We start from the raw sequence: 23,409 nt of genomic DNA, 5'->3' as shown, positions 1-23,409 counted from the left end.
GGTGGTTCTGGTCATGAGGGGGTGGTTCTCCTGTCGTGCCCTCTCAGGCTAACCCGACGAAGCGGGACGTCTCACCCAAGGCTGACAGAGAGGGCCCGGCTCCGCGTGCTGTCGCGGTGGTGGGGATCGCGCTCTGCTGCCACCAGGGACTGTGGGGTCGCGCTCGTCTTCACGGTGCTGTCGTTCGCGGCGCCGCTATCGCGGTTCGGGGTGCAGTTCGGCGACCTTCCCAACCATGACGCCTCGGTCGCGAGTGTGCTGCTGTCTCTGGGGCAGACCCTGCCGCTTGCGGTGCGCACCCGGTGGCCGGCCGCCTGCCTCGCGGTGGTGGGGGCTTCATTCGCGGTGTACGAGTGCCTGGGCTGCCCGCCGAGCTTCGGCAGTCTGGGCCTGTATGTCGCGCTGTACTCCGCGGGTGCCCACCAGGACCGCCTCCGGCGGGTCGTACCGCTGGCGGCGACCGGCGGGTACGTCGTCTTCGGCGTCGTCCTGCACGTGCTGGGCTCGCCCGAGGGCCTGACCGACTACCTGCTCTATTACATGGTCCTGGCGGTGGTGTGGGGCCTGGGTGCCCAGGTACGCGGGCGGCGGGCGCAGGAGGCCGAGCGCCGACGCCTGTCCACGCAGATGGCCATCGCGGCGGAACGCAGCCGTCTGGCCGGGGAGTTGCACGACGTGGTGACCCACCATGTGACCGCGATGGTGGTGCAGGCAGGTGCAGCGCAGTACCTCACCGAGTCGCCGGACCGCCTCCACGAGTCCCTCGACGCCATCAGCGGCACCGGTCGCCGAGCCCTGGCCGAACTCCGGTTCCTGCTCGGGGTGCTGGAGGCGACCGGTGATACGGCGCCCCGGGAGAGGGCGCCGGTGCCAGGCCGGGTGCCTGAACTGGTGGAGCAGACACGAGCGGGCGGCCAGCCGATCGAGCTGGTCGAGGATGGAGAGCAGTCGACCATGGCCGTAGGCGCCCAGCTCACGGCGTATCGCGTCGTGCAGGAATCCCTGACGAACGCCGTGAAGTACGCCGCGGGCCGGCAGACGCTGGTACGGCTCGTACACAGCCCCGACTGGACGGACGTCGAGGTCACCACCGCGGGGCCCGCCGACGGCGCACCCGCTTCCGCGGCCCTCCTGGGCGGCGGCCCGCACGTCTCGGGCGGCCGGGGCCTGACCGGGCTGCGGGAACGGGTGGAGATGCTGGGGGGCGAGTTCGCGGCGGGGCCCTGCCCGGAGGGCGGGTTCCGGGTGTACGCACGCATCCCCTCGGGAGGTGCAGCGTGAGTGTTCCGTCCACTGTGATCCGGGTGCTGGTGTGCGAGGACCAGGCCCTGGTTCGTGCCGGGTTCGTCACGATCCTCTCCGCCCAGCCCGACATGGAGGTCGTGGGCGAGGCCGTGGACGGCCGGGAGGCGGTCCGGAGCACGCATGAACTGAAGCCGGACGTCGTCGTCATGGACGTCCGCATGCCCCTGCTCGACGGAATCGAGGCCACCCGCCGCCTGGCGGGGCCCGACTCCGCCAGCCCAGCCAAGATCCTCGTCGTGACGACCTTCAACGTCGACGAGTACGTGTACGAGGCCCTGCGCGCCGGCGCCAGCGGCTTCCTGCTGAAGGACGCCCCACCGCCCGAGCTGATCAACGCGGTACGCGTCGTCGCCGGCGGCGAGTCCCTCCTGGCCCCTGCCGTCACCCGCACCCTGATCGGCCGCTTCGCCGAACGCGTACGCCCCTCCGCCGCCCCCGCGTCCCCCGAGCGCGAGCGCCTCAAAGTCCTCACCCCCCGCGAGCACGAGGTCCTGCTCCTCATCAGCGAGGGCCTGTCGAACGCCGAGATCGCCATTGAACTGGTCATCAGCCACGAGACCGTGAAGACCTACGTCTCCCGCATCCTCACCAAACTGGACCTCCGCGACCGCGTCCAGGCGGTGGTCCTGGCGTACCGGGCGGGGTTGGCGGCGGGCGGCGACTGAGCCTGACGGCCCTGTGCCCCCGGCCGGGGCCGGAAAACGCGGCCACGGCCGCGCTCCTTCCTGGCCGACCATCCCGCCGAGGCGGTATCCGGACCATGGACCGGCTCGCCCGATCGGCATGTTCCCCGCCCTGCGCGGCTCTCTGGTCCACCACGACCGGGCCACCCGCGTCGTTCCGGCCACCCGTGGAATGCCGGCACGAAGCAGGATGCCCGACAGCACTGTCCGGTTGTTCGGACGCTTGCGCCTCGGGTGATCCGTGCGGCGCGGGAAGCTGGCAGCAGCGGCTCGGTCCGCGCCCGCATCTGATCCGATACGCGCACGGTGGCCGCTCCGATCTCGGGGTCGCCCAGGATCCCCCGAGCGAGCTACCTGATTTGTCCTCTCTGCCGTGACGCGCGCCACCGGCCGTCTCTTGTTGACTCGAATCGTCAACACAACGGCCGCACCAGGCAGGCCGACCAGCGGAGTAGCTAAGGACAGCGCCATGACCACGACACGCAGTTACGTGAAGCACGGTTTCCCCAGAGGCCCTCGCCTCGCCGCGGCTGTGCTGGCTTCCACGCTGGCAGGCACCGCACTGATCGCGTGTGGTGCCGACGCCAAGGGCGCGCAACCGGCCAAGGTCTCCGCCAAGAACGCCCGCCGGACTGTCAGCGACGCCGAGATCACCTGGGGCAAGTGCCCGGCACTGGCCGAGGGACAAACCCATGACCCCCACCTGGCCTGCGGGACGTTGGAGGTGCCCTTGGACTACCAGAACCCGGGCGGCGCGAAGATCGACGTGGCGGTATCCCGGCTGTCCACCGCCAAACCCGGGAAGCGAGATGGCGTCCTGCTGCTGAACCCCGGCGGGCCGGCCCTGGGCGGTCTCGACATGCCCGAAACCATGGCGTCCACACTGCCGAAGTCCGTGCTGGACCGTTACGACCTGATCGGTTTCGACCCGCGCGGCGTCGAACACAGCACCCCGCAAAGCTGCGGTCTGAAGGACCCAGCGTGTCCGGGCTCTTCCCCTATCCCGCCGCGGGCGGCTCGATCACCAAGAACGTGGCCCTCGCCAAGGCCGACGCCAAGCAGTGCGCCGACACGGTGGGCAAGAACCTGCGGTACTACACCACCGCCAACACCGCCCGCGACATGGACCGCATCCGCCAGGCGCTCGGTGAGAAGAAGATCTCCTACTGGGGCCAGTCCTACGGCACGTACCTCGGCGCCGTCTACCGCTCCCTCTTCCAGGACCACACCGACCGGATGATCCTGGAAGGCAACGTCGACCCCACCAAGGTATGGGCCAACCAGGTCGCGGACACGTGGGGCAAGGGCATGGCCGACCGGTTCCCCGACGCCGCCCGCGTCGCCGCGGCGCAGAACAGCACCCTCAAGCTGGGCACCAACGTCGCGCAGGTGACCCACACCTACCTCACCCTCGCCGACCGGCTCGACCGCACGCCCGCAGCGATTCCCGGTGCATCGGTGTCACTGGACGGAGCGCTGCTGCGGAACATGACCTACGCCCTGCTTCTGCACAACAACACGCTTCCCGTGCTCGCCAACTTCTGGAAGGCCGCCGACGACCTGACCCATGGCAGCGCCACGGCCGCCGACGCCTCCGTTCTCAAGGAGGTGTTCGCCGACACACCGACGTCCCCGGGCATCCCCGCGGACAACCAGGCCACCATGTTCATGGCTCTCACCTGCGGCGACGCCGAATGGCCGCACGACGTCGACGGCTACGCCACCCGCACCGCCGCCAACCGCAAGATGTGGCCGCTCAACGCGGGCATGCCCGCCAACATCTGGGCATGCGCCTACTGGGACAAGCCGGCTGAGGCGACGGTCAAGGTAGTGCCCGGCGGCCCGCGCAACATCCTGATCCTCCAGAACCGCCGGGACAACGCCACCCCGTGGGAAGGCGGCGTCGGGCTGCACAAAGCCCTCGGAGACGGCTCCGCCTTCGTCGGCGTCGACAACGGCGGGCACTACGTCTACAACGAGGGCTCCGCCTGCATCGACAAGGTCACCGTCGGCCTGCTGACCACCGGCCACCTGCCGAAGAAGGACGTCTACTGCACCGACGTCACACAGAAGTAACCCGCCCGAACGCGGTGTTTCTCTGCCCGGCTGACGGCCAGAGGCGATGCCTCGAGCCGAGGCCTGCCGCCGACCGAGTCGGCGACCCGGGACAAGGACGCACGTGATCGACGTCAGTGACACCGGCGCTTTCCTCGGCCTGGACGTCGGCAAGGGCGAACACCACGCCACCGCCGTCACCCCGGCCGGGAAGAAAGCCTTCGACAAGCGGCTACCCAACAGCGAGCCGAAGCTCCGTGAAGTGTTCGGCAAACTGCAGGCCAAGCATGGGACCGTGCTTGTCGTGGTCGACCAGCCGGCCTCCATCGGGGCACTGCCGCTGGCGGTGGCCCGGGACATGGGCTGCCCGGTCGCCTATCTGCCCGGCCTGAGAGGGCGGTATGTAAGTGCATAGGTGTTTTGTCGTCGCCTGAACGTGTGACAGCTCGGTATCTCGGCCGGTCGGCGGGCTCGGGCGTGCTGGGCTGAGCACCGTGAGCGAGCGCAAGCCCTACAAGACCGACCTGTCCGACGAGCAGTGGGCGCTTGTCGAGCCGGTGATCGCGGCATGGAAGGCCGCACACCGCTCGGTCAGCGGTCACCAGGGCCGGTACGAGATGCGGGAGATCGTCAACGCGCTCCTCTACCAGGGCCGCACCGGCTGCCAGTGGGACCTGCTTCCGCACGACCTGCCGCCGCGCGGTGCGGTGATGTACTACTTCACCAAGTGGCGCGATGACGGCACCGACCAGACCATCCACGACCTGCTGCGCTGGCAGGTGCGGGAGAAGGCGCGGCGGAAGGCGGACCCGAGTCTGGTGGTGCTCGACACCCAGAGCGTGCACGCGGCGGCTGGGGTGCCTGCACAGTCGACGGGGTGTGATGCAGCAAAAAAAGTACCGGGCCGCAAGCGCGGCCTGGCCGTTGACGTGCTGGGCCTGGTGATCGCGGTGGTGGTGCTCGCCGCGTCGGTGCACGACAACGCCGCCGGCATCGCGCTGCTGGACAAGGTCGCCGCCGACACCGACACCGTTCAGAAGGCCCTGGTCGACCAGGGCTTCAAGAACGCCGTCGTCGTGCACGGGAGAAGGCGGGCATCGAGGTGGAGATCGTCGAGCGCAACCCGGCGCAGACCGGTTTCGTGCCGATCCCCAAGCGGTGGATCGTGGAGCGCGCCTACGGGATCTTGATGCTGCACCGCAGGCTGGTGCGCGACTACGAGCACCTGCCGCGCAGTTCGGAGTCGCGGGTGTACTGGGCGATGACCGCGGTGATACTGCGCCGGCTGACCGGGGCCACCGCAGCGGCCTGGCGCAGCACATGACCGGCGGGGAGCTGACTCTCGGGGCAGTACTGGCGCGGCTGGAGGAGCAGGAACGGGAGCTCGCCGCGCAGGCCGAGGCGACGAGGGAGCAGATCGCGCAGCTGACCGCACGGCTGGACGAACTCGGCCGGGCCGCCGAGGAGGTCCGGATCACCCGCAAGACACTGCTGGCGCTGCCCGATCCACAGCCGCCCGCCCCGAAGCTGCCGGACCATCCGGCCTACCAGCAGATCATGGCGGTGTTCGCCGCAGCCGACCTGCCGCTACGAGCGCGGCAGGTGTGCGAGGCGATGGACCTGGAGATCGCACCCAACAACATCAACAACACCCGCCTCAAACTCAAGCGGCTCGCCGACCGCGGAATCCTGGCCGAGACCGAGCCGGGTTTGTTCACCCAGCTGCGGCCGTAGCCGCCCGGCCGCCCTCCTCACCAGCCCGCCTACCTCATGCGGCGAGGCAATACGGACATCAAGTCACGTACCACCCTCTGACAGCCGGAAGCTACTGCTAACCGCCTCCACCATCGGCACGGGCTCTCAGAGGACGTCTGATGGGTCGGTGCCCGAGCGGTGAGCGGTGCGGGCGTACGCGACCAAGCGTTGTCTCCGGGCAGTGTGAGCCAGAACGATTCCTCATTGTGCGCCCCTGCTGCGCCCCTCGGTTCACTTCTTCCTCCCCCCTTTCAGGTCAGTCCGTTCACGGACAGCGGGGGGAATGATCATCTTGGTGCGCCGGGCGTTCTGTTCGGGCGGTGCCGCACCCCATACGCGCATCGAGAGGAGCAGTGCTGTGCCCTTGACCGTGGAGACTGTGGAAGCCGAGCTGGAGGCCGCGAACCTGGAGGGCGATCCGGCCGCGGACGCGCTGGTGTCCGACCTCATCGACAACAGGGAGGTCGACGGCGTCAACGGGCTTTTCCGGACCATCGGAACGCTCAAGCCGCACATGCCCATGGAGGAGCTGTCCAGCCTGCCCGAGCGGCTCGCGCAGTTCTTGCACGACGCCTCCGAGGAGCCGCCGGGCTGGAGCGGGGCCGACGTCAAGGCGGCGGAGGGCTTCTTCGCCCACCACCACGGCGTGGCCTCCATGCTGCAGGGCACCGTGGGGCTGATCGGCACCTACCTGTCCCCGACCGGCGCCTACACCCTGCGCTCGACCGGGAAACTGGGCGGGGTGGACGGTCCGGGCCGCCGTCTGTCGCAGTCCTCGCGGTTGTTCATCGGCATGGGTGACAAGGACGCCCTGCGTAACGGCACCCTGGCCGCCACCGTGACCAAGGTGCGCCTGGTCCACGCCTCCGTCCGTCAGCTGCACAAGAAGAGCGGGCAGTGGGACTACGCCAAGTGGGGCGAGCCGGTCCCGCAGAAGTACACCACCGGCGCCATCTGCGTCTTCAGTGTGCAGATCCTGGAGGCGATGAAGAACCTCGGCGTCCATGTGACGCCGGACGACGCGCAGGGCTTCGTGGGCGCCTGGCACTACATCAACCACTACCTCGGCACCCCCGAGAAGTGGCTGATCCCCAAGGACGTCGACATGACGGACCGCCTGTGGAAGCGCGTGCGCGACAAGGAATGGAAGCAGACCGAGGACTGCACCTTCATGACCGCGCAGGCCCTGAAGTTCTACAAGGAGCAGATTCTCCCGCCCGGCTTCTACGAGCCCTTCATCGCCATGGTCCGCACCGCGTTCACCGACAAGTACGCCGACATGGCCGGCATCCCCAAGAGCCTCGTCGACATCGCGGCCAAGCCCACCGCGGCCCTGCACAACATCTTCAGCAGCACCGTCGGCGGACTCGGCGGCGACACCGCCAAGCAGGTCATCGGGGTCAACCCCTACGACGAGATCCTCGGCGTGGCATCGAAGGCGTTCAACCAGGTCGAGCTCTACGCCCTCACCCACGACAAGGACGACCAGCCCCAGATGCACCAGGAACTCCACGACAACCGCTGAAGCCCCAGCCAATTCCGGTGCTGCCCCCCCCAGCGGCCGAGCGCCGTACCGATTGGTGTCCAGCACGGGCCGGTCAGCGAGGGACCCGGGCGCCAGCGCCGACGCGTGCTGCCGCGAAGCACCGACCGGCACGGCACCCGCCCGCGACGCCGTAGCCCTCACAGCAGACTGACCGGCAGCTACCACCACGGCCCGCCCCTGTGGGGCGGGCCGCTGGCATCTCGGGCGGCCACGGATCGAATGCCCGAACGAGTGGTCTTCACAGAGCCAGGTGCCGTCATGGCCGCAGAGCCCTCAGCGTCCGGGGAAACAACCGCTCAGACAGTCCGGCATGCCCGCCGGGCGGCACAGGAAGGAAGAGAACATGCCCACGTACGACACCGAGATCTCCACCGGCGGGGCGACTGGCAGGCGGACCAGCCCCTCACTCTCCATGTCGCCCACCGCGACAACGCCGTCGCTCCCGACGCGGCGCCCGAGACGGGGACCACCGTGACATGGAGCAGCCCCAAATCAGGCAACGGCAGTGTCACATTCTTCGACAACGGCACAAGGTTCGAGGGCACCGCACAGTTCTCGAACGAGGGCCCGGTTGCCTACCGGGGCACACTGGCCGACTGACCGGCAGTCTCCACGGAGAGCCCCGCGGCGGCCGGCGCCAGGGCTAGCTGGTGCCAGCGCCCCGCCCCGCAGGACGTCGCCCTGGACGTCGCCCACGTCTGGGGCGACAACGCCTCCGGCGTCCACCCCGCCGACCAGGGCCCCTTACCCAACCCTAAGACCGAAGCGGGCATTACGTCACGTACCGCACTCTCAACCAAGTGGCTGCCAACTCGGTGGCGTTTCCCCACAATTAGGCGGAGTGGCCCTCAGGTTCCTCCGCCGAGCAGCGCGAGATTCCGCGAACCTGTCGGCTTCCGTGGCCGGCGACCTGAACTACCCTCCCGCCCACCCGAACAGCCCCTCCCCCGACTACGCGCAGATGCTGCCGTACAACAAGTCGGCCCGCACCCGGCTGCCCAGCGAAGTCGACGGGCAGCTCGTGCCCGACCGGCGCGTGACGGAAATGCTCGCGTACACCGGCTTCGTCGACGCGGCGGCCAAGCTCTTCGAGGAGCGCGGCGACAAGGAACTGCTGCGCAAAACGGCGACCGACGACCGGATCGACCAGGTGTGGGTGTCCGCGCCGCTGCGCGACACGGTCGTCGACTACGCCCTGCTGGACACCCCCGAGGGCGCCTCCGACCATGACGGCCTGGTCGTGCGCATCGACCTCGCTCAGGCCAAGACCGACAACGTGTGGGAGTACCGGTGACCATCCTGATGGGCCTGCGGCGGCACAACGAGACGCTGGGCGGTGAGGGGGGCATGAGCGACGTGACGGACGGATGGCCGGGACAGGGGAACGATCCCTCGCACCCTCCCGGGTGGCCTCGGGGACGGTGGCCAGTCGTGTCCCGGCGCCTGGCGCGGTGACGTCGTCATCCGTCCCGCGGGACGGGGCCGCGGCGCATCACAGCTGGAGGCCCTGACCTTGGCCGGGGATAGCCGTCCACCGCCTGGGTCATCGTCTCGGCCCATCGTTCGTAGGCGGGTCCGGGGAGGGCCGTGGCCCGACGGGCCAAGCATGAGGCCATGGGCGAGCCCTTGATCTCCGCTTCACTCATGTGAGTGCATGGGCGTGGATTTTTCAGACCGGCGGGGGAGTTGGGGGGGCACGGGTGGAGACTCAGCAGCACGTGGTTCGTAGAAGTCGTTTGTTCTCGGCCTTCATCTGGTCGTTGGCTGGCATCTCAATCACCCTGCTTCTGTTTGCGATCGTGCAGAAGAATGTGCCCGGCTCGGCTGCCAGCTGGCCATGGAAGCTGCAGTTGCTCGACGTGCCCACGGCGACCACCGCCACCTTTGGAACCGTCGGGGCGGCCATCGCCCGCGCGCAGTTCGCCCGCAGCGTCCAACCTGTCCTGAGCTACGGGGGCCTGGTGGTGGCGAATCTCGCACCGAACGGGGTCCTGGCGTGGAAGTGCTCGATCACCAACGCCGCCTCCTCGGTTGCTGTTGTCACTGACGTGCGCTACTGGGTAGAGCTCACGCCGTCGGCCTCTGGGCCCGCGCCGCAGGGCTGGTTGACACACGATGAGACAGTCGCGCTCCTGACATCGTTGCGCCAGGTTGCTCAAAAGGACTTCTCGTTGGTCTTTGTCGACGCCGGGGCAGCGTACGTCCCGCAGGTGCGCTACGAGGTGGCGTGGTTTACGTCCAAGACTATGGGAGTGGTTGCCGATCTTTTCATGCGCGTCCGTGTTTCGGATCGGGCCGGCGATCTTCACGAGCGGACGCTGTCGCTGCTGAAGGGTGCCATTCGGCACCCGACACACCCTTCAATGCCGTGAACCACCAGACTGCGCAGCTGGCGGGGCTACTGGCAAGGTAGCCAGTAGCCAGTACGAACACCTCACGGGCGGCGGGCCAAGTAATAGTCAAGACCTGTGGATCAAGATCCTCAGAGCGCCCTGGTCATGAACACGCTGTTGGGATCGGGCTGGTAGTCGGCGAAATGTTCGCAGTAGCCGAATCCGAACTTCTCATAGAGCTTTCTGGCGGGCAGGAAGAAATCGGCCGCGCCGGTCTCCAGCCTCAGCCGGGTAAAGCCGAGATGCTTGGTCTCGGTGAGGATGTGCTCCAGCAACCGGGAGGCGATCCCGCTGCGTGTGCGCGTCGGCGCGGTGCGCATCGACTTCAGCTCGGCATGGCGAGGGTCCAGTCTTGTGATCGCGCCGCAGCCTACGACGACGTCTCCCTCCCGCGCCGACCAGAAGGTGACCTCGGGACGGCGGAGTCCGTCGAGGTCGAGAGCGTGCTTGCTTTCCAGGGGCGTAAGGGACCGCATTTGCTGGACATGCTCGGCGAGGAACTGGGCGATCTGCGGGCCAGACAGGTCGTCCACGACGATTCTCATCCTGCTCACTCATTCCTCAGACGCCGAGACCACAGGTGTCGCATCACTTTAGGCGGCTTCCCGTTGGAGTTGACCAACGGATCGTTCGACGAGCTTGCCGCCCGCGAACGTTGCGCCCGCGCGGACGAGGGCGACGAGGTGGGGCGCGTTCACGGCCCGCCACCGCTGCTGGGCGGACTCCACGAGCTTGAAGACCATCGCCAGGGCGGCGGCACGGGAGCCGGCGCCACGGGTGACCTTGGTCCGTAGCCGGACAGTGGAGAACGTCGATTCGATCGGGTTGGTGGTGCGCAGGTGGATCCAGTGCTCGGCGGGGAAGTCGAAGAACGCCAGCAACTGCGCCTGATCATCAGTGATCTTCTTGACGGCCTTGGGGAACTTCGCGCCGTAGAGCCGGGCGAACGTCTTGACCGCCGCCTGGGCGTGCTGCCTGTCCTCGGCGTTGTAGATGTCCTGGATGGCCAGCACGTACTGACAGCCGCCGGAGCCAACATCATCCGCCTCAGCGAGTGCTTCCCAACTGGAACAACACCAACCCGCCCACCTCGACCAGCCAGCCACTTCCAACGGCTCTGCAAGAGACTGGCGGCCTAGAGATCACCAACAGCATCGATGCCGTGAATCCCCAGGTCATGCCCGAAGCAGGATGCGTGTGCGGAGGAGGCGGAACGAGGCACGGCCATACATGGCTCTCTTGATGGTCTTGATGCGGTTGACGTGGCCTTCGACGATGCCCGAGCTCCAGGGGAGGGTGAGGCTGGCGGTGACGGCGTCAAGGTCGAGGCAGAGGTTCTGCGCGAAGGAGAGGATCGGGGCCGGCACGTCGCGTTCAGCCTCGCGTACCCACTCCAACAGCTGATGTCCGCGCCGGTGTTGGAGTAGGTCGTGGAAGGTGCGGGCGAGGTCGCAGGCCTGGCCGTGTCAGGGCAGGCCAACCGCACCTTCAGGAGTTCGTCTTCCTCGTGCGGCCGCAAAGTGCCGCGGGGCAGCATGATCCACTTGGTGATCTTGCGGGGATTGGGGATGGCGCCACGGGCGGGTTCGACGGTTCCCGTCCTGAGCCCAGCCACGTAGCGACGTACTGGCAGATCGCTTCCCTGGTAACCGCGTTGCGGGATCTCGCGGAAAAAGTCGGTGGGGCTGGTGACACCGTCGGTGAGCCGCTCGGTCAGGTAGGCGGTGAACGGCACCAGGACCCCTTTGGGGCGTCCATGCCGACTGGAGGAGAACAGCTGGTCGAGGTCGGTGTCGCGGAAGCGGCGGACGGTCTTGCGGTCCAGGTGCAGGAGGCGGGCGATGGCGGAGACGGAGCATCCTTCTGCGAGCAGGCGGTGGATGTCGGCGTACCGGTCCCGGGTGCGGACCGCCATCTTCGTCGGCAGCAGTGTCGGTGGTGGAAGCGGATTGATGGTCGGCCGGGGTCCGGACGGCCACCCGCAGCGGGATCTGGGCCCTCATCGGGCACCGGGGGGCCTGCTGGGGCCTCCCGCCGCGATGCGCGGGCCCGCAGCATGTCGAGGCAGACGCGGGAGACCGTCGTCGTGAGCCAGCCGCCCAGGTTGTGCACGGCGTCGGCTTCGGTCCGGGCAGTCGCAGCCAGGCTTCCTAGAAGGCTCATGAAGATCTTGGTGAGGGGCTGTCCTGCCCGTGGGCTGGACAGCCCCTCGGCTTATGCGGTGGCCGGGTTGATCGTCCAGGTGTTGCCTGTGCGGGTGAGTCCGAGGTTGATCAGTCGGCGGAGGTTGAGGGCGGCTGCTCGGGTGTGGAGCCAGGTGTTGTTGTTGATGGTTCCGCGGTAGCGGAGTTTGCGGTTGCCGTGCTGGACGAGCCAGGCGACGGCGCGTTCGACCGGGGGGCGCCAGCGGCGGTAGTCGGCTTGCCAGTCCGGGTCGGTGGCGGCCTGGCGGCGGGCGGCCGCTTGCAGGTTGTGGTGTGGGCGGATGGTCAGGATGCGGCCGGCTTTGGCCTTGGTGCACCGCTCGCGGAGCAGGCATCCGGTGCACAGGTTCTTGAAGGCCGCCTTGCGCTGGTTGTACTGTCCGCCGGGGTCCGACAGCACAACGGTATGCCTGGCGGGGCAGGTGACCGTGGCGGCGGCGGTGTCGATGGCGAATTCGTCCAGGGTGAAGCCGCCGGGGACGGCGGGCCGCAGCGGGGCGGGTTTGAAGAACAGCCGGTGCCCCGCCTGGTGCAGGGCTTGGCGCGTGTCGCCAGCGGAGTAGGCGGTGTCGCCGAAGGCGTCCACCGGACTCTCCTCGTCGGCCAGCAGGTCCAGGCCGACGGTGGCTTCGTGGTGCTCGGTTCCGGCGCCGGGCCGCAGAGCCACGGCGGTGTATAAGCCGGTCTCGGGCTCGATGGCCAGGTGGGCTTTGTATCCGTCCTGCTGGTGGGTTCGGGTCTTGTGGATGTGGCGGGCTTCGGGGTCGACGGTGGACACGACGCGGCCTGGAGCGGTCCCCTGGCTGATGCGCCAGCGTCCGTCGCGGCCGTCGGAGTCCTCGGCCGGCTCGACGTCCTGCCCGGCGACCAGCGCCAGGATGCCGAGCGCGTTCGCGGCCTTCTCACCCAGCTGCTGGTCGGGCAGGTGGCCCAGCAGGCGCAGCGCATCGGTGACCAGGGCGTCGAGGAGTTCGGCGCGGGCCTGCTCGTCGTTCCAGGCGATGCGGGGTTTGCCGGGATCGGTGTAGTCGTGCGCGGTGCACTGCACGGCAGCGACCCCGGCGGCGTGGGGCACTTCGCGGATCACCGTGCGGACGGCGGCGATGAGCTGGGTGACGGTGTCCTGGGTGGCGACCGCGTCGTCCAGCACGGTGGAGTCCAGAGCCCGCCGGTGCTTGCCGCCCAGGACCCCGGTGGCCTTCACCACCTCGCGCACGGCCTCGAAGACGCGGTTGGGCCGGGCAGAGCGGGCCAGACGGCGACGGAAGTAGGCCAGCAGAGACGGGTCGAACGCCATGTCGTTCAGGCCCAGCCCGCACGCTGCCTTCCACCGCAGGTCACACCGCAGTTCCTGGACCGTCTCGAAGTCCGACAGCCCGTGCAGGGCCTGCAGCGTGACCGCCGCGGCCAGGATCTGCGGCGGCATGCTCGGGCGCCCGTTCGCCGACGGGTACATGTCCGCGAACATCTCCGCCGGGAACAGCGCACCACGGTGCTCGGCCAGAAACGCGAACACACTCCCGGCCGGAATCAACTCCCGGCATGTCTCCCACACATCCGGCCCGACCGTATCCCCGGCCCGTTCCCCCATCACCACAAAACGAGTCTGGCCCCGCCGCTCACGCGGCGGGGCCAGAACCCCAAGATCTTCATGAGCCTTATAGGCTAGACGGACCCGTACCGTCCGGTAGTCCCGGCACGTCCCGCCGTTGTCGGGGCCGCTTGCCACTCTCCCCAGCGTTCCCCGGATCAGGCTGCCCCCAGCTTCACCAGACCGCTGCGACGGTCCGGCGGAGAAGGTTTTCCACCTCCACTCGATTGCGTAGCGCCTCGTGGCACACTCCCCTGACAGCGAACCTTGTCCGTCTGCCACTGAATCTTGACGACCGTGCGCTTCGTTCCCCAGAAGAGGACCGGTCGGCCTCGCCGCCGTCCCTCACGGCTTGGCCTGCGAGTGGATGCCCAGTGAGTCTGGTGAGCGTGCTGTGGATCACTGGGGAGAGGCCACGCATGCCTGCGCCATGGCCTGGTCTGCCGAGCTGAGCGGGGAGTGGTTCGTGCACTGCCTCACCTCGCGGCAGACGGCGGCCTCGTGGCTCAGCGTGCTTACATGCTCCTGGGCGTCCCCCCACGCCGTGAGATCTCTGCCGCCTTGGCAGCAGCCTCTTCGATGATGCGTGTGGCGAAGCCGGTGCCGTCCATGAGCTGGGCCGTCTGAGTCGCGGACATCGTTGCCTCCAGGCGTTGCTGACCACTCGCCCAGGCGCACGGCAACGACGTCTCGTCAGACCGCTCCCCGGTGGTGCTCCACCTCAGCGCCAGTCACGGCCCACACCGCACTGTAGTAGACGCACCACGCTCACACCGGTCAGCGTCCTCAGCTGGGCGCAACTCGCCACGGCCTATCCCCCTCCGGACTGACGCCAATTCTCGTCAACGTTCCTGATGCGCCCACCCGCCCAGCGCCTCCTGAACTCACCAACAATCGCTCCTACTGGAAGTGCACGAAGCCACACGGGAGTCGCCCACTCCGTCGCCTGTTCCTCGCCGTGTTCCAGGCCGGAGAAGTCGGGGCTGGGGATGTCGGACACGTGCACCATCGTCGTGTTGATCAGCGCCACCTCCCAGGCCCAGCACGCTTTTACCCTCCCCTTCACCGACCCCGACGCCGCGGCCGTCGACATCGACCTTGCCGACCACCAGTCATCACTGACATGTGTCACAAAGTCTCGTGACGATGTGCCCTACCTGACGTCCAACTCGCCGGAAAAGCTGGATACATGAAGGTAGAAGCGGCTGGCGGCGGGGGTACCGCTGACGCCGGCGGTGATGAACGAGGTGATGCCGTGATGGCACCGGTGCGAGTGTTGTTGGCCGACCATGAGCACCTCGTCCGGGGAGCCCTTGTCTTGCTGCTGTCCTTGGAGGACGACCTGACTGTTGTCGCCGAGGCCGCGACCGGACCGGAGGCACTGGCGATGGCACGGGCGCACGAACCTGACGTCGCTGTCCTCGAGCTCGAGATGCCTGGTGCGGACGGGGTGAGGGTCGCCACGTCCCTCCAGGCCGAACAGCCAGGCTGCCAGGCTGCCAGGCTGCCAGGTGCTGATCGTAACCAGTCACGGACGGCCCGGGCACCTGGAACGGGCGCTCCCGGGGGGTGTACGCGGATTCGTCCCGAAGACCGTCAGCGCGCAGCGCCTCGCCGAGATCATCCGTACTGTGCATGCGGAAAACGCTACGTCGAGCTTGAGTTGGTCACCGACGCCATCTCCGCGGGGACTCACCGCTGACCGGGCGGGAGACACAGTCACCTGTCGTCGGCCAGCCGTCAGGGTTGGAGCAGAGAACCGCCATGCGGCGGTGCTGCTCGCTCGAGACAAGGACTGGGCGCCGGAGCGTGGCTCAATTCGTCAAGGCAGCTCAGCCGCAAATCACAATTTGGAGGAAGTACCCATGAAGAAGGTCCCGTTCGGCCCTCTGGCCGCATCGATCGCGGCGCTTGGGACGGTGCTCGGTCTCTTCGCGCTCCAGCTTCGCACGGACGGCTTCGAGCAGTACGTCGACTCTGTGGCCACTGCCAGCGTCGTGATGTACGTCACCTCGGCCCTGATCGTGGTGACGTGGGTCCGCGCCCGTCGGCCGCACTCGGACTGAGCCCTGCCGCTTTCCATATCGCGCGGAGACGACTCGGCACCAGACGCTGGCCACCGTACTGGCCAGCTTCACCGTCCGATACTGCGTCAGCGACGACCGCACCCACATGGCCTTGTCTCGACCGGCTGCCAGCGCTGGCTGCATTCATGGTCAGCCGCGTCCGGTCCGGCGCAACTTGGCTGATCGGTACTCAGATGGTGGCCGACGCGGGCCCGGCAGCGGCGGCACTCCAGCGAGCTGGGCCATCGCTGATCTCCTCGGTCCGCTGTGTGCCCGGTGGACATGGTGCCCCTCGGTCTGTCCGAGGGGCACCATGCTCGTTCACGCCTGGGAGAGGCGTCAGCTGGCGGATCCGATCCGCTGGGCGCCTTCCGGCGCTCTCGCCGTTCGCAACAGGCACGAGCGTGGATCCGTCCTGGTCGGCGAGCCGGTGGACGACGCTGGTCGCCGCATCGAGATGCGGCGTGTGGGTAAGAAGGCCGCGGGTCGGCTGCTGGACGGACGGGTGTGGGACGAGTTCCCGCGTCCACGTGTCGAGGCTGGTGCTGTCGGCGCCTGACCGGGGAGAGCTGCTGGAAAGGATTCCGGATGGTGTTCTGCTCGGCGGGGACAGCAAGAGGTTCTCACCGCGGCTCTTCGCCACCGAGGGCGGGTGGACCGAGGCGCGGGACGTGAGCGCAGCGGTCCACCGCTTCATGGGAGGAATTTCACCTCGGGGAAGGCCGCGCTCGGACCGTCGAGCAGATGCCCTCGGCGGTGTCGCAGGTTCAGGTCGAAGAAGGCGAGCGGGTAGGCCTGTTGGATCCGTACCGACCGGGCCGGGTCGAGGGTGCCGATCCAGTCCCGGATCTGCTGGTCGGTCATGCCGAGGATCTTGCCTGCCTGCGGGATCAGCGTCGCGTTGTCGCCGTATGAGTTGTGGATGGCCCCGTCGGCCTGGATGTTCAGCCGCCAGCCGCGAAGGTGCGTCCAGAACTCGGCGACGTCCGGCATGGCGGCCCGGGTGAACACGGCGGTCATCATCATGAACGACCGGTCCAGGTCGGCGGTGATGGTCGGCTGCATCGGGCCGTCGATGCTGAGCCCGGCGCTAACGCGCCGGTCGGCGAGCATGGTGAGCGCGGTGGCGGTGCCGCCCTTCGACCACCCGAAGGCGCCGATGCACCGCGGGTCGAGGGCGCCGACCAGGCCCTGGGGCAATGGTTTGCCGTCGACGTCGGGGTTGCGCCCGGCGGCGAGCTCCTCCACGCAGTCGAGCAGGAACCGGAGATCCGCGGCGAAGTCCCTCGGGAACATCGGGACGTCGCCCGGGGTGATCACCCGGCCGTCGGGGAACTCCGTGAACGTGTCATAGGTGTGGTCGACGGTGATCACGGCGTATCCATGGCTGGCGAGTTCCTGGACCATGACGGTGTGGTCGCCGCGGTGACTGCCCGCGCCGTGCGAGTACACGATGACGGGCAGGCGGTGGCCCGTACGGTGCACGGGCGCGCCCACCTGCCCGGCCGTGAGCGGGCCGAGGGCGGGGTCGAGGGGAAAGCCAGCGTCCATCAGGAACGCCCGCAACGCTCCCTCGGTCATCCAGGGGGCACGCGGCAGGCCCTCCGCCCCGCGGGCGGGATACCAGACGCTGGCCATCAACTCGCGGTGATGCCCCGGGCCGGCCGCCGGATCCGGGCGTGAGGTGTCGACGAGGTGGAGCGGCACCGTGCCCACCGGGTGCGGTCCGGTGGGCGCAGGCAGTGTGAGTTGCGCCGGGCTGGAGGCCGTCGGAGCCGCCCACGCGCGGGATGCGACGCCGAGCGGCACGGCAGTCCCGATTCCAGCGGTCAGCGCTGCCCCGAGCATGCGACGGCGCGTCATTGGTATTCGGCTGTTGGACGCCGTGACGGTCATGAATCCTCCCGAGTCTGGGTTTCTTGGACGGAAAAAGACCGGGCTCGCAGCCCGTGGCACTGGGTGTGGGGCGGCATCGTCATGGCCTCGCATCAGGTCCTCGACGTCGCTCCGCCGAGGCGGCTGCTTTCGGGCCGATCCTGATGTGGACGATGCCGCTGTCGAGGTTGATCGGCCCGCGGTAGGGGTCACCCTCGCCTTCGTCGTCGCGCATCCACTCCAGACGCTGTCGCTCCTCCTGAACGTGGCGGGCGCTCGGAAGGAAGACCTCTTCGAGGATGTTCACCGCAGGACACTGCCTTGATCGGGCCGAGGTTCCCGACGCCGAGACGGATGGTCTGAAGAGATGTACATCGTCAAGGTTCCTGGCTATGGATGCAGAGACAACCGTTGTCGTGTTGCGAAGAGCTCCATCAGCCCCGGACGCCCATTGGAGGATGTCCGGGGCCGTAACGGGGAGTTGGCGTGTCAGCCGTTGCGGGCGGCCTCTGGGCCGGTGATGCGTTTGAGCAGGGGGAGAGTCGAGGCGATGATGCCCAGCGAGGCGACGAGGCCGAGGGCGACGAGCGCGTAGTACGCCGCGCCCGGCGACACCAGGTCGTAGTGCATCTGCGATTTCAGGAACAGGGCGGAGGCGGTGAAGGCCGTACCGATCGAGATCGCGGCCACTGCCAGCAGCGGCAGTGTGCTCTCCAGGCCGATGACCCGCTGCAGCAACCGCAGCGGCGCGCCGGTGAGCCGCAGCAACGCGAACGGGCGACGGCGATCCGACAGGCCCGCAACCACGCTCACCGCCAGGCTGCAGCCTGCGATCGGCAGGGTAGTCAGCAGCACCACGTTGGCCAATTGCCGCCAACCGGCCAGCTCTTGCTGCAAGTCGGTGCCCCAGTCGCCCACCGTGCGGGCCTGTTGCTGCGGGTAGGCGGTGGTGAGCAGGGTCCGTACGCGTTCCATGGCGGCTGTCGACCCGTCGGTGGCCACGTAGAGCATCTTCACGGGCAGCTTGGCGACGGCTGCGGTGCTGATCGCGGCGGCGGGCCACGGCAAGCTCGGGTGCGATTGCAGGCTGACGAACGCGTAGAAGTCGACGGCCGTGACGTTCGCCCCGGCCGGGCAGCGGCCCACCATGGGAGTCTGCGCCAGGTCGGAGCAGGTCACCAGTGCCGGCGCGTCCGGGGGCGGATCACCCGGGTGGACTCTACGGTGCACCACCTTGCCGACGCCGTCGGGGTTGGTGTGGACGACTGCCACGCCCCGCACGCCCGGGATCGCCCGCACCTCGGCGAGCAGCCGTGTCGGGATGGCCCCGGCCAGCGGCGCCTCGCGGTCGCCGCCGTCCTCCACCACGGTTCGGGTCTGCCGGTCGCCGCCCAGCATGCCGCGGTGGTCGTTGATGGTGCCGATGATGCTGACTGTCGCGGTGGTCACGAACAGGGCCAGGACGAGGCCACTGACAGCGCGGAAGCCGGCCTTCGGGTCGTCGGCGAGCCGCCGCACCGCGATCAGGGCGGCCGGGCGGCGGATGCGCTGGGCCACCGCCCGGGCGACGATCATGGTCAGCCACGGCCCGGCGATCACCAGGCCCAGCATCACCACCACGAAGCCCGGCAGGTAGGCCGCCGTCTGGCCGTTCCCGGTCGCCGGACGGCGACCGACGAAGACGAAGTACGCCAGTTCGGCCAGGCCCGCCAGCAGCGGGATCAGCCGCCAGGCGCGCGGCGGGCGCGGGGTCACCCGGCGGGTCACGCCGAGCGGGGAGATGGTGACCCGGCGCAGTGCGAGGCGCGCCGCGATCGCCGCCGCCACCGGCACGCCGACGACAACGCCGAGGGACTGCGGGGCGCTGAGCGTCAGATCCGAAAGGAAGAACCGCTGCTGCCCGGTGAGCGGAATGGTGGCGACCAGCGGGCGCAGCACGGCGTAGAGCCCGAAGCCGACCACCGTCCCGGCGGCCGCCGCCAGCGCGGACTCCACCGCCGAGATCACCGACACCTGCCGGGGAGTGGCACCGACCAGCCGCATCGCCGCGTACCGTTGTTCGCGCGTGGCGGCGGACAGGCGGGTCGCGGTGGCGATGAAGATCAGCACCGGGAAGATCAGTGCCCCGGCCACCACGGAGGAGATGAGCGTCAGCGCGTCGCCGCGCACGGCGTTGTCCCAGCACCCGTTGTCGCAGGGGGATGGCCGGCTGGTGGCGATAGTGGTGACCGCTCTCGCCCCTGGTGCGCCCTTGATCTGGGCCGGGCTACGGCCGATGACGGCGATCAGTGAGTCGGGGGAGGCCAGGGCGGCGTCGCCGATCGTGCCGGTGAGCCGCCCGGGGAAGCGGTCGCCCAGCTGGTCGGCCGGGGTGTCACGGATCAGCTTGGCCAGCGCGGGAGAGGCGTAATACTCGCCCGGCGCAGGCAGGTGCGTCAGGCCGGGCGGGACGGGCGCGGTCGGGCCGGTCGCGGCGACGTCGACCTCGGTGAGGGACTTGCCGTCGTAATAGTCGCCGTGCGGCCACCACCACAGCGGGTCCGCCGACGCCTGCTCGGTACGGCCCGCGGCGCCGGTGTCGAGCCACACCTGCTGCTGGTTCGTCCGCTCGACAGCGTTCATGCTGGCGAACGTCGACAGCAGCAGCCCGACCCCGATGGCGACCGCGGCGGCGATCATGACCAGCCGGGCCAGGACCTCCCGGCCGCCGCTGACCGCGAGGCGGAACGCGAAGGCGATCACGAGGCGATCCGTCCGGTCGTGAGCAGGCTGGCCTTGCCGTCCCGCACGATGGCCTCCCGGTTGGCGTGCGCGGCGACCCGGGGCTCGTGGGTCACCAGGACGATGGTGGTGCCCTCCTTTTGGGCCGCGTCCACCATCAGGTCCATCACCTGCTCGCCGGTCAGCGAGTCCAGCGCCCCGGTCGGCTCGTCGGCGAACAAAACCTTGGGCCGGGCCACCAGACCGCGGGCCAGCGCCACCCGCTGCGCCTGACCGCCCGACAACTCCCCGGAACGGCGCCGCTCCAAGCCGTCCAGGCCCAGCCGGGCGAACCAGGGCCGGGCCTCGGCGAGCGCGGCCGCCCGGCGCATGCCGGAGAACAGCAGCGGCAGGGCGACGTTCTCCTCGGCGGTCAACTCGGGGACGAGCTGGCCGAACTGGAAGACGAAGCCGAAGGTGTCGCGGCGCAGGGCGCTGCGCTCGGCCTCGTTCAGGGTGTCGATGCGGTGTCCGTCGAAGTGCACCTCGCCCGAGTCGGGGGTGAGGATGCCGGCCAGGCAGTGCAGCATGGTGGACTTGCCCGAGCCGCTCGGTCCCATCACGGCGAACACCTCGCCGGCCTCGATGGCCAGGCTGGCGCCGCGCAGGGCGGGGGTCTCGCCGAAGGAGAGGGTGAGGTTGCGGGCCTCGATCAGGGCGGTCATGTGCGCACCGCCGCTGCGAGCGTGTCCATCCGGGCCGTGGTCAGCTCGATCCATCGTAGGTCGGCCTCCAGGTGGAACAGGCCGTGGTCGGCGAGCAGGGCGTCGATGATCGGGCCGGTGCGGCGCAGCTGGTGCAGCTCGTGCATCCGCTGCAGGTGGGCGGCCCGCTGGGTGTCGAGGTACTGCTGGGCGTCGCGGCCAAGCATCAAGGCCAGCACGACTTTGGTGAACAGCACGGTCTGCAGGTTGGGCTCGGGGGCCACCGGCTCGGTGAGCCAGGTCTCGAACTCCGTCGCCCCCGCCTCGGTGATCACGTAGCGCTTGCGCTCGGGGCCGACTCCGGGCTCCGCCTCGCCAGCAATGACCTTCCCGTCCCGCGCCAACCGACCAAGAGTTGTGTAGACCTGCCCGTACGGCAGCGGTTTGCCGCGGTTGAAGAAGGCGTCGTAGTCGCGCTTGAGGTCGTAGCCGTGACTCGGCTCCCGCTCCAACAGCCCCAACAGGGTGAGAGGAACACTCATGCGAGGACCATACACCGGAGATATACTTCGAGTGTATATCTGCTGAGAGTGCGTTCTGGTCCTGGAGCCTCGCGTCCGGTTGCCTGTCTCTCCGGCGACCAGCGTGTCGCCCTGAGTCGACTGTCAGAGACGCCGGGTTAGAGCTTTGGTCGGCTCCCGGTCGGCGGCTCGCGCGGCGCGGGTGCCGGCTTTGTGATCCGGACCGTCCGCGCACAACAACGCGTCCACGAGGTCGAACAGTTCGTCCCCGCGCGCGGTCAGGCAGTCGAATAAGTCCTCCCGGAAGCGTGACGCTTGCGCGAACGCCTCCCCGGGACCGGTGGCAGGCAGCAGACTCACCCTCACGGCCTTCGTCTCGATCGGTGCACCTTGGTCGGAGCACATGATCAGGCGAAGGCCGCTTCAATGTCCGGCAAATGCCCAGGTGAGTGATCCCGTTCGAGATGTCGTTCGATGCCAGGAGCCAGGCACGGGCGCTGATGCCTCAGCCAGCGAACAGGGCCTGCATCCACTGGTCTTCGCGTTGCTCGATGTATTCGGCGTCGTTTCGCCAAGCGTCGCCGTGGCCTTCAGCCCACAGCCTTGCCCAGGGCTGGGCTCCTTGGGCCGCCTGGTCGCGCAGGAAGTCGTGCATGGAACGCGTACGGCGCCCCAGTAGAGGCACCAACCGACGGCGTTCGGACTCAGCCAGACCGTAGGCGTCGGCGAAGACTCGCAGTCGGTCCGCCGCGTCCGGGCTCTGCCAGTCCGGATGCGCGGACAGCGGGATGAACCCGTGAATGGCGTATGCGACATCCCACAGGCGCGAGCCGGGACCTGCAGCGTCCCAGTCGATGAAGGCCCACCGCGCCTCGTCTGCGACCACGAGGTTCCAGGGGGCCAGGTCGTTATGGGCGATGATGTCACTGCCCTCAGCGGGGATCAGCGTCTGCCACCGCGCATCGGAGGGCGCCGTGAAGTCCTGCACGGCGTCGTGGAAGTCCCGGATCAGCCGTGCCACGCGAGCCAGTTGTCGAGCGGGTTCCATCAGCGAGAACCGGTCGGGCCAGACCACATCTCCCGGCATGAAGGTCAGGACCTCACGCCCCTGATCGTCAATGCCGAGCGGACGAGGCGCCGCGCCGAATCCCACCTCGTGCAGGTGGGCAAGCAGGGCATGCACAGCGGGTGTCCATGGTCCGGTCGGACGGCGAACAGTGTCCCCGACGCGAACGACACCATCACTGACGTTGCCACCGGACAAAGGCTGTTCATCATCGTGCCGCATCAAACCAGTGTGTCGGATCAGCTCGTCATGATCACCCCATTAAGGGGAGCGTCAGAGTAGAGACGGAGGTTAAAGAACTTCCCAATGACGATGTCAAGCCGCTGCTGTGACGGTTGGTAGGGGCTCGTAGCACTCTCCGTCGCGGAGCATGGCCCACAAGACGTTGGCTCGTCGACGGGCCAGGGCGAGCAGGGCCTGCTTGTGTCCCTTGCCCTCGTTCCGCTTGCGTCCGTAGTAGGCCTGGGAGGCGGCGCGCGCGACTGCCGGTCTACTCGAATCCGCAGGCCGCTTGGACGAGGCGCTCACACGGTTGGAACAAGCGTTCAACGCCGGAGATGCGGACGCGCAGAACCAAGCGGTCAGCCTCCTGCTCCGCATGAACCGCATGCAAGAGGTCAACGTGTGGGTCGAACGCTCGCTCGCTTCCGGCCGCACTGGGGTACTGAGGCAGGTCGCGGACCATCTGGCACTCTGCGGCCGCAGACAGGAAGCCCCGGAGTGGCTCAACCGTGCGGTGTCCTACGGGGATACCGAAGCCTTTCGCGACATAGCCAGTCAGCTCGCGTACACCGGCCGGTTGGACGAGGCCCTCACTTGGTTTGGCCGCGCTGCCGGCATCGGCGACGTCCCGGAAGATTTCAAGTCCAGTGAGACGGTCGTGACGCTATGAGGTTTGTGGTGCGGGTTCCCTGCGCTTGGCCGGGTCGTTGATCCATGCCTGCT

General features: G+C 68.5%; 19 protein-coding genes, 7 pseudogenes and 1 riboswitch. Of the genes and pseudogenes, 14 read left to right on the top strand and 12 right to left on the bottom strand.

The genetic code is table 11. The features are described from left to right. The first annotated feature begins 255 nt into the window (after nucleotides 1-255). From ACFC8N_RS47555 to ACFC8N_RS47510, 10 genes and pseudogenes are all read left to right on the top strand, one after another. A complete protein-coding gene (locus tag ACFC8N_RS47555; protein ID WP_376295939.1) occupies nucleotides 256-1,281 on the top strand; it encodes a sensor histidine kinase in 1,026 nt (341 codons plus the stop codon). Further along, nucleotides 1,278-1,970 carry a response regulator gene (locus ACFC8N_RS47550; protein WP_376295938.1) on the top strand — a complete coding sequence of 231 codons (693 nt, stop codon included), beginning with the start codon at nucleotides 1,278-1,280 and terminating at the stop codon, nucleotides 1,968-1,970. Before ACFC8N_RS47555 ends, ACFC8N_RS47550 begins: the two co-directional genes overlap by 4 nt. A 999-nt stretch (nucleotides 1,971-2,969) precedes the next feature. Next, nucleotides 2,970-4,064, top strand: coding sequence for an alpha/beta hydrolase (locus ACFC8N_RS47545; RefSeq protein WP_376295937.1), 1,095 nt, complete (start codon nucleotides 2,970-2,972; stop codon nucleotides 4,062-4,064). Nucleotides 4,065-4,170: 106 nt separating this feature from the next. Next, a pseudogene (locus ACFC8N_RS47540) lies at nucleotides 4,171-4,452 on the top strand (transposase); the annotation flags it as partial. 85 nt (nucleotides 4,453-4,537) lie between these two features. Further along, nucleotides 4,538-5,367, top strand: a pseudogene (locus ACFC8N_RS47535) (IS5 family transposase). Continuing rightward, nucleotides 5,364-5,777, top strand: coding sequence for a hypothetical protein (locus ACFC8N_RS47530; protein WP_376295936.1), 414 nt, complete (start codon nucleotides 5,364-5,366; stop codon nucleotides 5,775-5,777). Before ACFC8N_RS47535 ends, ACFC8N_RS47530 begins: the two are co-directional and overlap by 4 nt. Before the next feature lie 391 nt (nucleotides 5,778-6,168). Beyond that, on the top strand, nucleotides 6,169-7,323 hold the full coding sequence (locus tag ACFC8N_RS47525) for an oxygenase MpaB family protein (protein WP_376295942.1): 1,155 nt from the start codon (nucleotides 6,169-6,171) through the stop codon (nucleotides 7,321-7,323). Between the two features lie 240 nt (nucleotides 7,324-7,563). Next, nucleotides 7,564-7,944 carry a hypothetical protein gene (locus ACFC8N_RS47520; protein WP_376295935.1) on the top strand — a complete coding sequence of 127 codons (381 nt, stop codon included), beginning with the start codon at nucleotides 7,564-7,566 and terminating at the stop codon, nucleotides 7,942-7,944. 298 nt (nucleotides 7,945-8,242) lie between these two features. Continuing rightward, nucleotides 8,243-8,638, top strand: coding sequence for a hypothetical protein (locus tag ACFC8N_RS47515; RefSeq protein ID WP_376295934.1), 396 nt, complete (start codon nucleotides 8,243-8,245; stop codon nucleotides 8,636-8,638). Between the two features lie 406 nt (nucleotides 8,639-9,044). Continuing rightward, entirely contained in the window at nucleotides 9,045-9,716 is a 672-nt protein-coding gene (locus tag ACFC8N_RS47510) for a hypothetical protein (RefSeq protein WP_376295933.1), read from the top strand. Nucleotides 9,717-9,826: 110 nt separating this feature from the next. Here ACFC8N_RS47510 and ACFC8N_RS47505 read toward each other — a convergent pair whose 3' ends face one another. From ACFC8N_RS47505 to ACFC8N_RS47485, 5 genes and pseudogenes are all read right to left on the bottom strand, one after another. Then, nucleotides 9,827-10,282 carry a GNAT family N-acetyltransferase gene (locus ACFC8N_RS47505; RefSeq protein WP_376295932.1) on the bottom strand — a complete coding sequence of 152 codons (456 nt, stop codon included), beginning with the start codon at nucleotides 10,280-10,282 and terminating at the stop codon, nucleotides 9,827-9,829. A 48-nt stretch (nucleotides 10,283-10,330) separates the two neighbouring features. Then, nucleotides 10,331-10,744 (bottom strand): annotated as a pseudogene (locus tag ACFC8N_RS47500) (transposase); the annotation flags it as partial. Between the two features lie 168 nt (nucleotides 10,745-10,912). Further along, nucleotides 10,913-11,146, bottom strand: a pseudogene (locus ACFC8N_RS47495) (transposase); the annotation flags it as partial. A gap of 341 nt (nucleotides 11,147-11,487) precedes the next feature. Continuing rightward, nucleotides 11,488-11,652: pseudogene (locus ACFC8N_RS47490) on the bottom strand (helix-turn-helix domain-containing protein); the annotation flags it as partial. A 299-nt stretch (nucleotides 11,653-11,951) separates the two neighbouring features. Then, nucleotides 11,952-13,532: an IS1182 family transposase gene (locus ACFC8N_RS47485; RefSeq protein ID WP_376295941.1), complete on the bottom strand. Its 1,581-nt coding sequence runs from the start codon at nucleotides 13,530-13,532 to the stop codon at nucleotides 11,952-11,954. 659 nt (nucleotides 13,533-14,191) lie between these two features. Next, nucleotides 14,192-14,277: riboswitch (ZMP/ZTP riboswitch) on the bottom strand. A 271-nt stretch (nucleotides 14,278-14,548) separates the two neighbouring features. Between ACFC8N_RS47485 and ACFC8N_RS47480 the strand changes: the two genes are divergently transcribed. The 3 genes and pseudogenes from ACFC8N_RS47480 to ACFC8N_RS47470 all read left to right on the top strand — a co-directional run bounded on the left by ACFC8N_RS47480 (nucleotide 14,549) and on the right by ACFC8N_RS47470 (nucleotide 15,598). Next, complete coding sequence (locus tag ACFC8N_RS47480) at nucleotides 14,549-14,725, top strand: hypothetical protein (protein WP_376295931.1); 177 nt, start codon at nucleotides 14,549-14,551, stop codon at nucleotides 14,723-14,725. A gap of 65 nt (nucleotides 14,726-14,790) precedes the next feature. After that, nucleotides 14,791-15,331: pseudogene (locus ACFC8N_RS47475) on the top strand (response regulator); the annotation flags it as partial. Nucleotides 15,332-15,397: 66 nt separating this feature from the next. After that, the gene (locus tag ACFC8N_RS47470; RefSeq protein WP_376295940.1) at nucleotides 15,398-15,598 is read left to right on the top strand and encodes an SCO3870 family protein; all 201 of its coding nucleotides are present in this window, start codon (nucleotides 15,398-15,400) and stop codon (nucleotides 15,596-15,598) included. A gap of 693 nt (nucleotides 15,599-16,291) precedes the next feature. Here the strand turns inward: ACFC8N_RS47470 and ACFC8N_RS47465 are convergent. The 7 genes and pseudogenes from ACFC8N_RS47465 to ACFC8N_RS47435 all read right to left on the bottom strand — a co-directional run bounded on the left by ACFC8N_RS47465 (nucleotide 16,292) and on the right by ACFC8N_RS47435 (nucleotide 22,686). After that, nucleotides 16,292-17,446: an alpha/beta hydrolase family protein gene (locus tag ACFC8N_RS47465; protein WP_376295930.1), complete on the bottom strand. Its 1,155-nt coding sequence runs from the start codon at nucleotides 17,444-17,446 to the stop codon at nucleotides 16,292-16,294. Nucleotides 17,447-17,573: 127 nt separating this feature from the next. After that, nucleotides 17,574-17,780: a DUF6191 domain-containing protein gene (locus ACFC8N_RS47460; RefSeq protein WP_356036260.1), complete on the bottom strand. Its 207-nt coding sequence runs from the start codon at nucleotides 17,778-17,780 to the stop codon at nucleotides 17,574-17,576. A gap of 182 nt (nucleotides 17,781-17,962) precedes the next feature. Further along, on the bottom strand, nucleotides 17,963-20,215 hold the full coding sequence (locus ACFC8N_RS47455) for an FtsX-like permease family protein (protein ID WP_376295929.1): 2,253 nt from the start codon (nucleotides 20,213-20,215) through the stop codon (nucleotides 17,963-17,965). Then, nucleotides 20,212-20,898, bottom strand: coding sequence for an ABC transporter ATP-binding protein (locus ACFC8N_RS47450; protein WP_376295928.1), 687 nt, complete (start codon nucleotides 20,896-20,898; stop codon nucleotides 20,212-20,214). Before ACFC8N_RS47450 ends, ACFC8N_RS47455 begins: the two co-directional genes overlap by 4 nt. Further along, nucleotides 20,895-21,419: a PadR family transcriptional regulator gene (locus ACFC8N_RS47445; RefSeq protein ID WP_356036268.1), complete on the bottom strand. Its 525-nt coding sequence runs from the start codon at nucleotides 21,417-21,419 to the stop codon at nucleotides 20,895-20,897. Before ACFC8N_RS47445 ends, ACFC8N_RS47450 begins: the two co-directional genes overlap by 4 nt. Nucleotides 21,420-21,617: 198 nt before the next feature. Then, nucleotides 21,618-21,758 (bottom strand): annotated as a pseudogene (locus ACFC8N_RS47440) (transposase); the annotation flags it as partial. Between the two features lie 145 nt (nucleotides 21,759-21,903). Continuing rightward, entirely contained in the window at nucleotides 21,904-22,686 is a 783-nt protein-coding gene (locus ACFC8N_RS47435) for a phosphotransferase (protein ID WP_356036271.1), read from the bottom strand. A 289-nt stretch (nucleotides 22,687-22,975) separates the two neighbouring features. Between ACFC8N_RS47435 and ACFC8N_RS47430 the strand changes: the two genes are divergently transcribed. Beyond that, nucleotides 22,976-23,356 carry a hypothetical protein gene (locus ACFC8N_RS47430; RefSeq protein WP_376295927.1) on the top strand — a complete coding sequence of 127 codons (381 nt, stop codon included), beginning with the start codon at nucleotides 22,976-22,978 and terminating at the stop codon, nucleotides 23,354-23,356. Nucleotides 23,357-23,409 lie beyond the last annotated feature (53 nt).

This window comes from Streptomyces sp. NPDC055966 (assembly GCF_042269865.1).
GTDB lineage: Bacteria > Actinomycetota > Actinomycetes > Streptomycetales > Streptomycetaceae > Streptomyces.
The sequence above is the reverse complement of the archived record's forward strand: the minus strand, read 5'-3'. Positions and strand labels throughout refer to the sequence as shown.

Excerpts from the sequence above, each read along its gene's own strand:
- ACFC8N_RS47530 (WP_376295936.1), top strand. The coding sequence starts at position 5,364 with ATGACCGGCGGGGAGCTGACTCTCGGGGCAGTACTGGCGCGGCTGGAG.
- ACFC8N_RS47520 (WP_376295935.1), top strand. The coding sequence starts at position 7,564 with ATGCCCGAACGAGTGGTCTTCACAGAGCCAGGTGCCGTCATGGCCGCA.
- ACFC8N_RS47505 (WP_376295932.1), bottom strand. The coding sequence starts at position 10,282 with ATGAGAATCGTCGTGGACGACCTGTCTGGCCCGCAGATCGCCCAGTTC.
- ACFC8N_RS47485 (WP_376295941.1), bottom strand. The coding sequence starts at position 13,532 with ATGGGGGAACGGGCCGGGGATACGGTCGGGCCGGATGTGTGGGAGACA.
- ACFC8N_RS47470 (WP_376295940.1), top strand. The coding sequence starts at position 15,398 with ATGAAGAAGGTCCCGTTCGGCCCTCTGGCCGCATCGATCGCGGCGCTT.
- ACFC8N_RS47465 (WP_376295930.1), bottom strand. The coding sequence starts at position 17,446 with ATGCTCGGGGCAGCGCTGACCGCTGGAATCGGGACTGCCGTGCCGCTC.
- ACFC8N_RS47450 (WP_376295928.1), bottom strand. The coding sequence starts at position 20,898 with ATGACCGCCCTGATCGAGGCCCGCAACCTCACCCTCTCCTTCGGCGAG.
- ACFC8N_RS47445 (WP_356036268.1), bottom strand. The coding sequence starts at position 21,419 with ATGAGTGTTCCTCTCACCCTGTTGGGGCTGTTGGAGCGGGAGCCGAGT.
- ACFC8N_RS47435 (WP_356036271.1), bottom strand. The coding sequence starts at position 22,686 with ATGCGGCACGATGATGAACAGCCTTTGTCCGGTGGCAACGTCAGTGAT.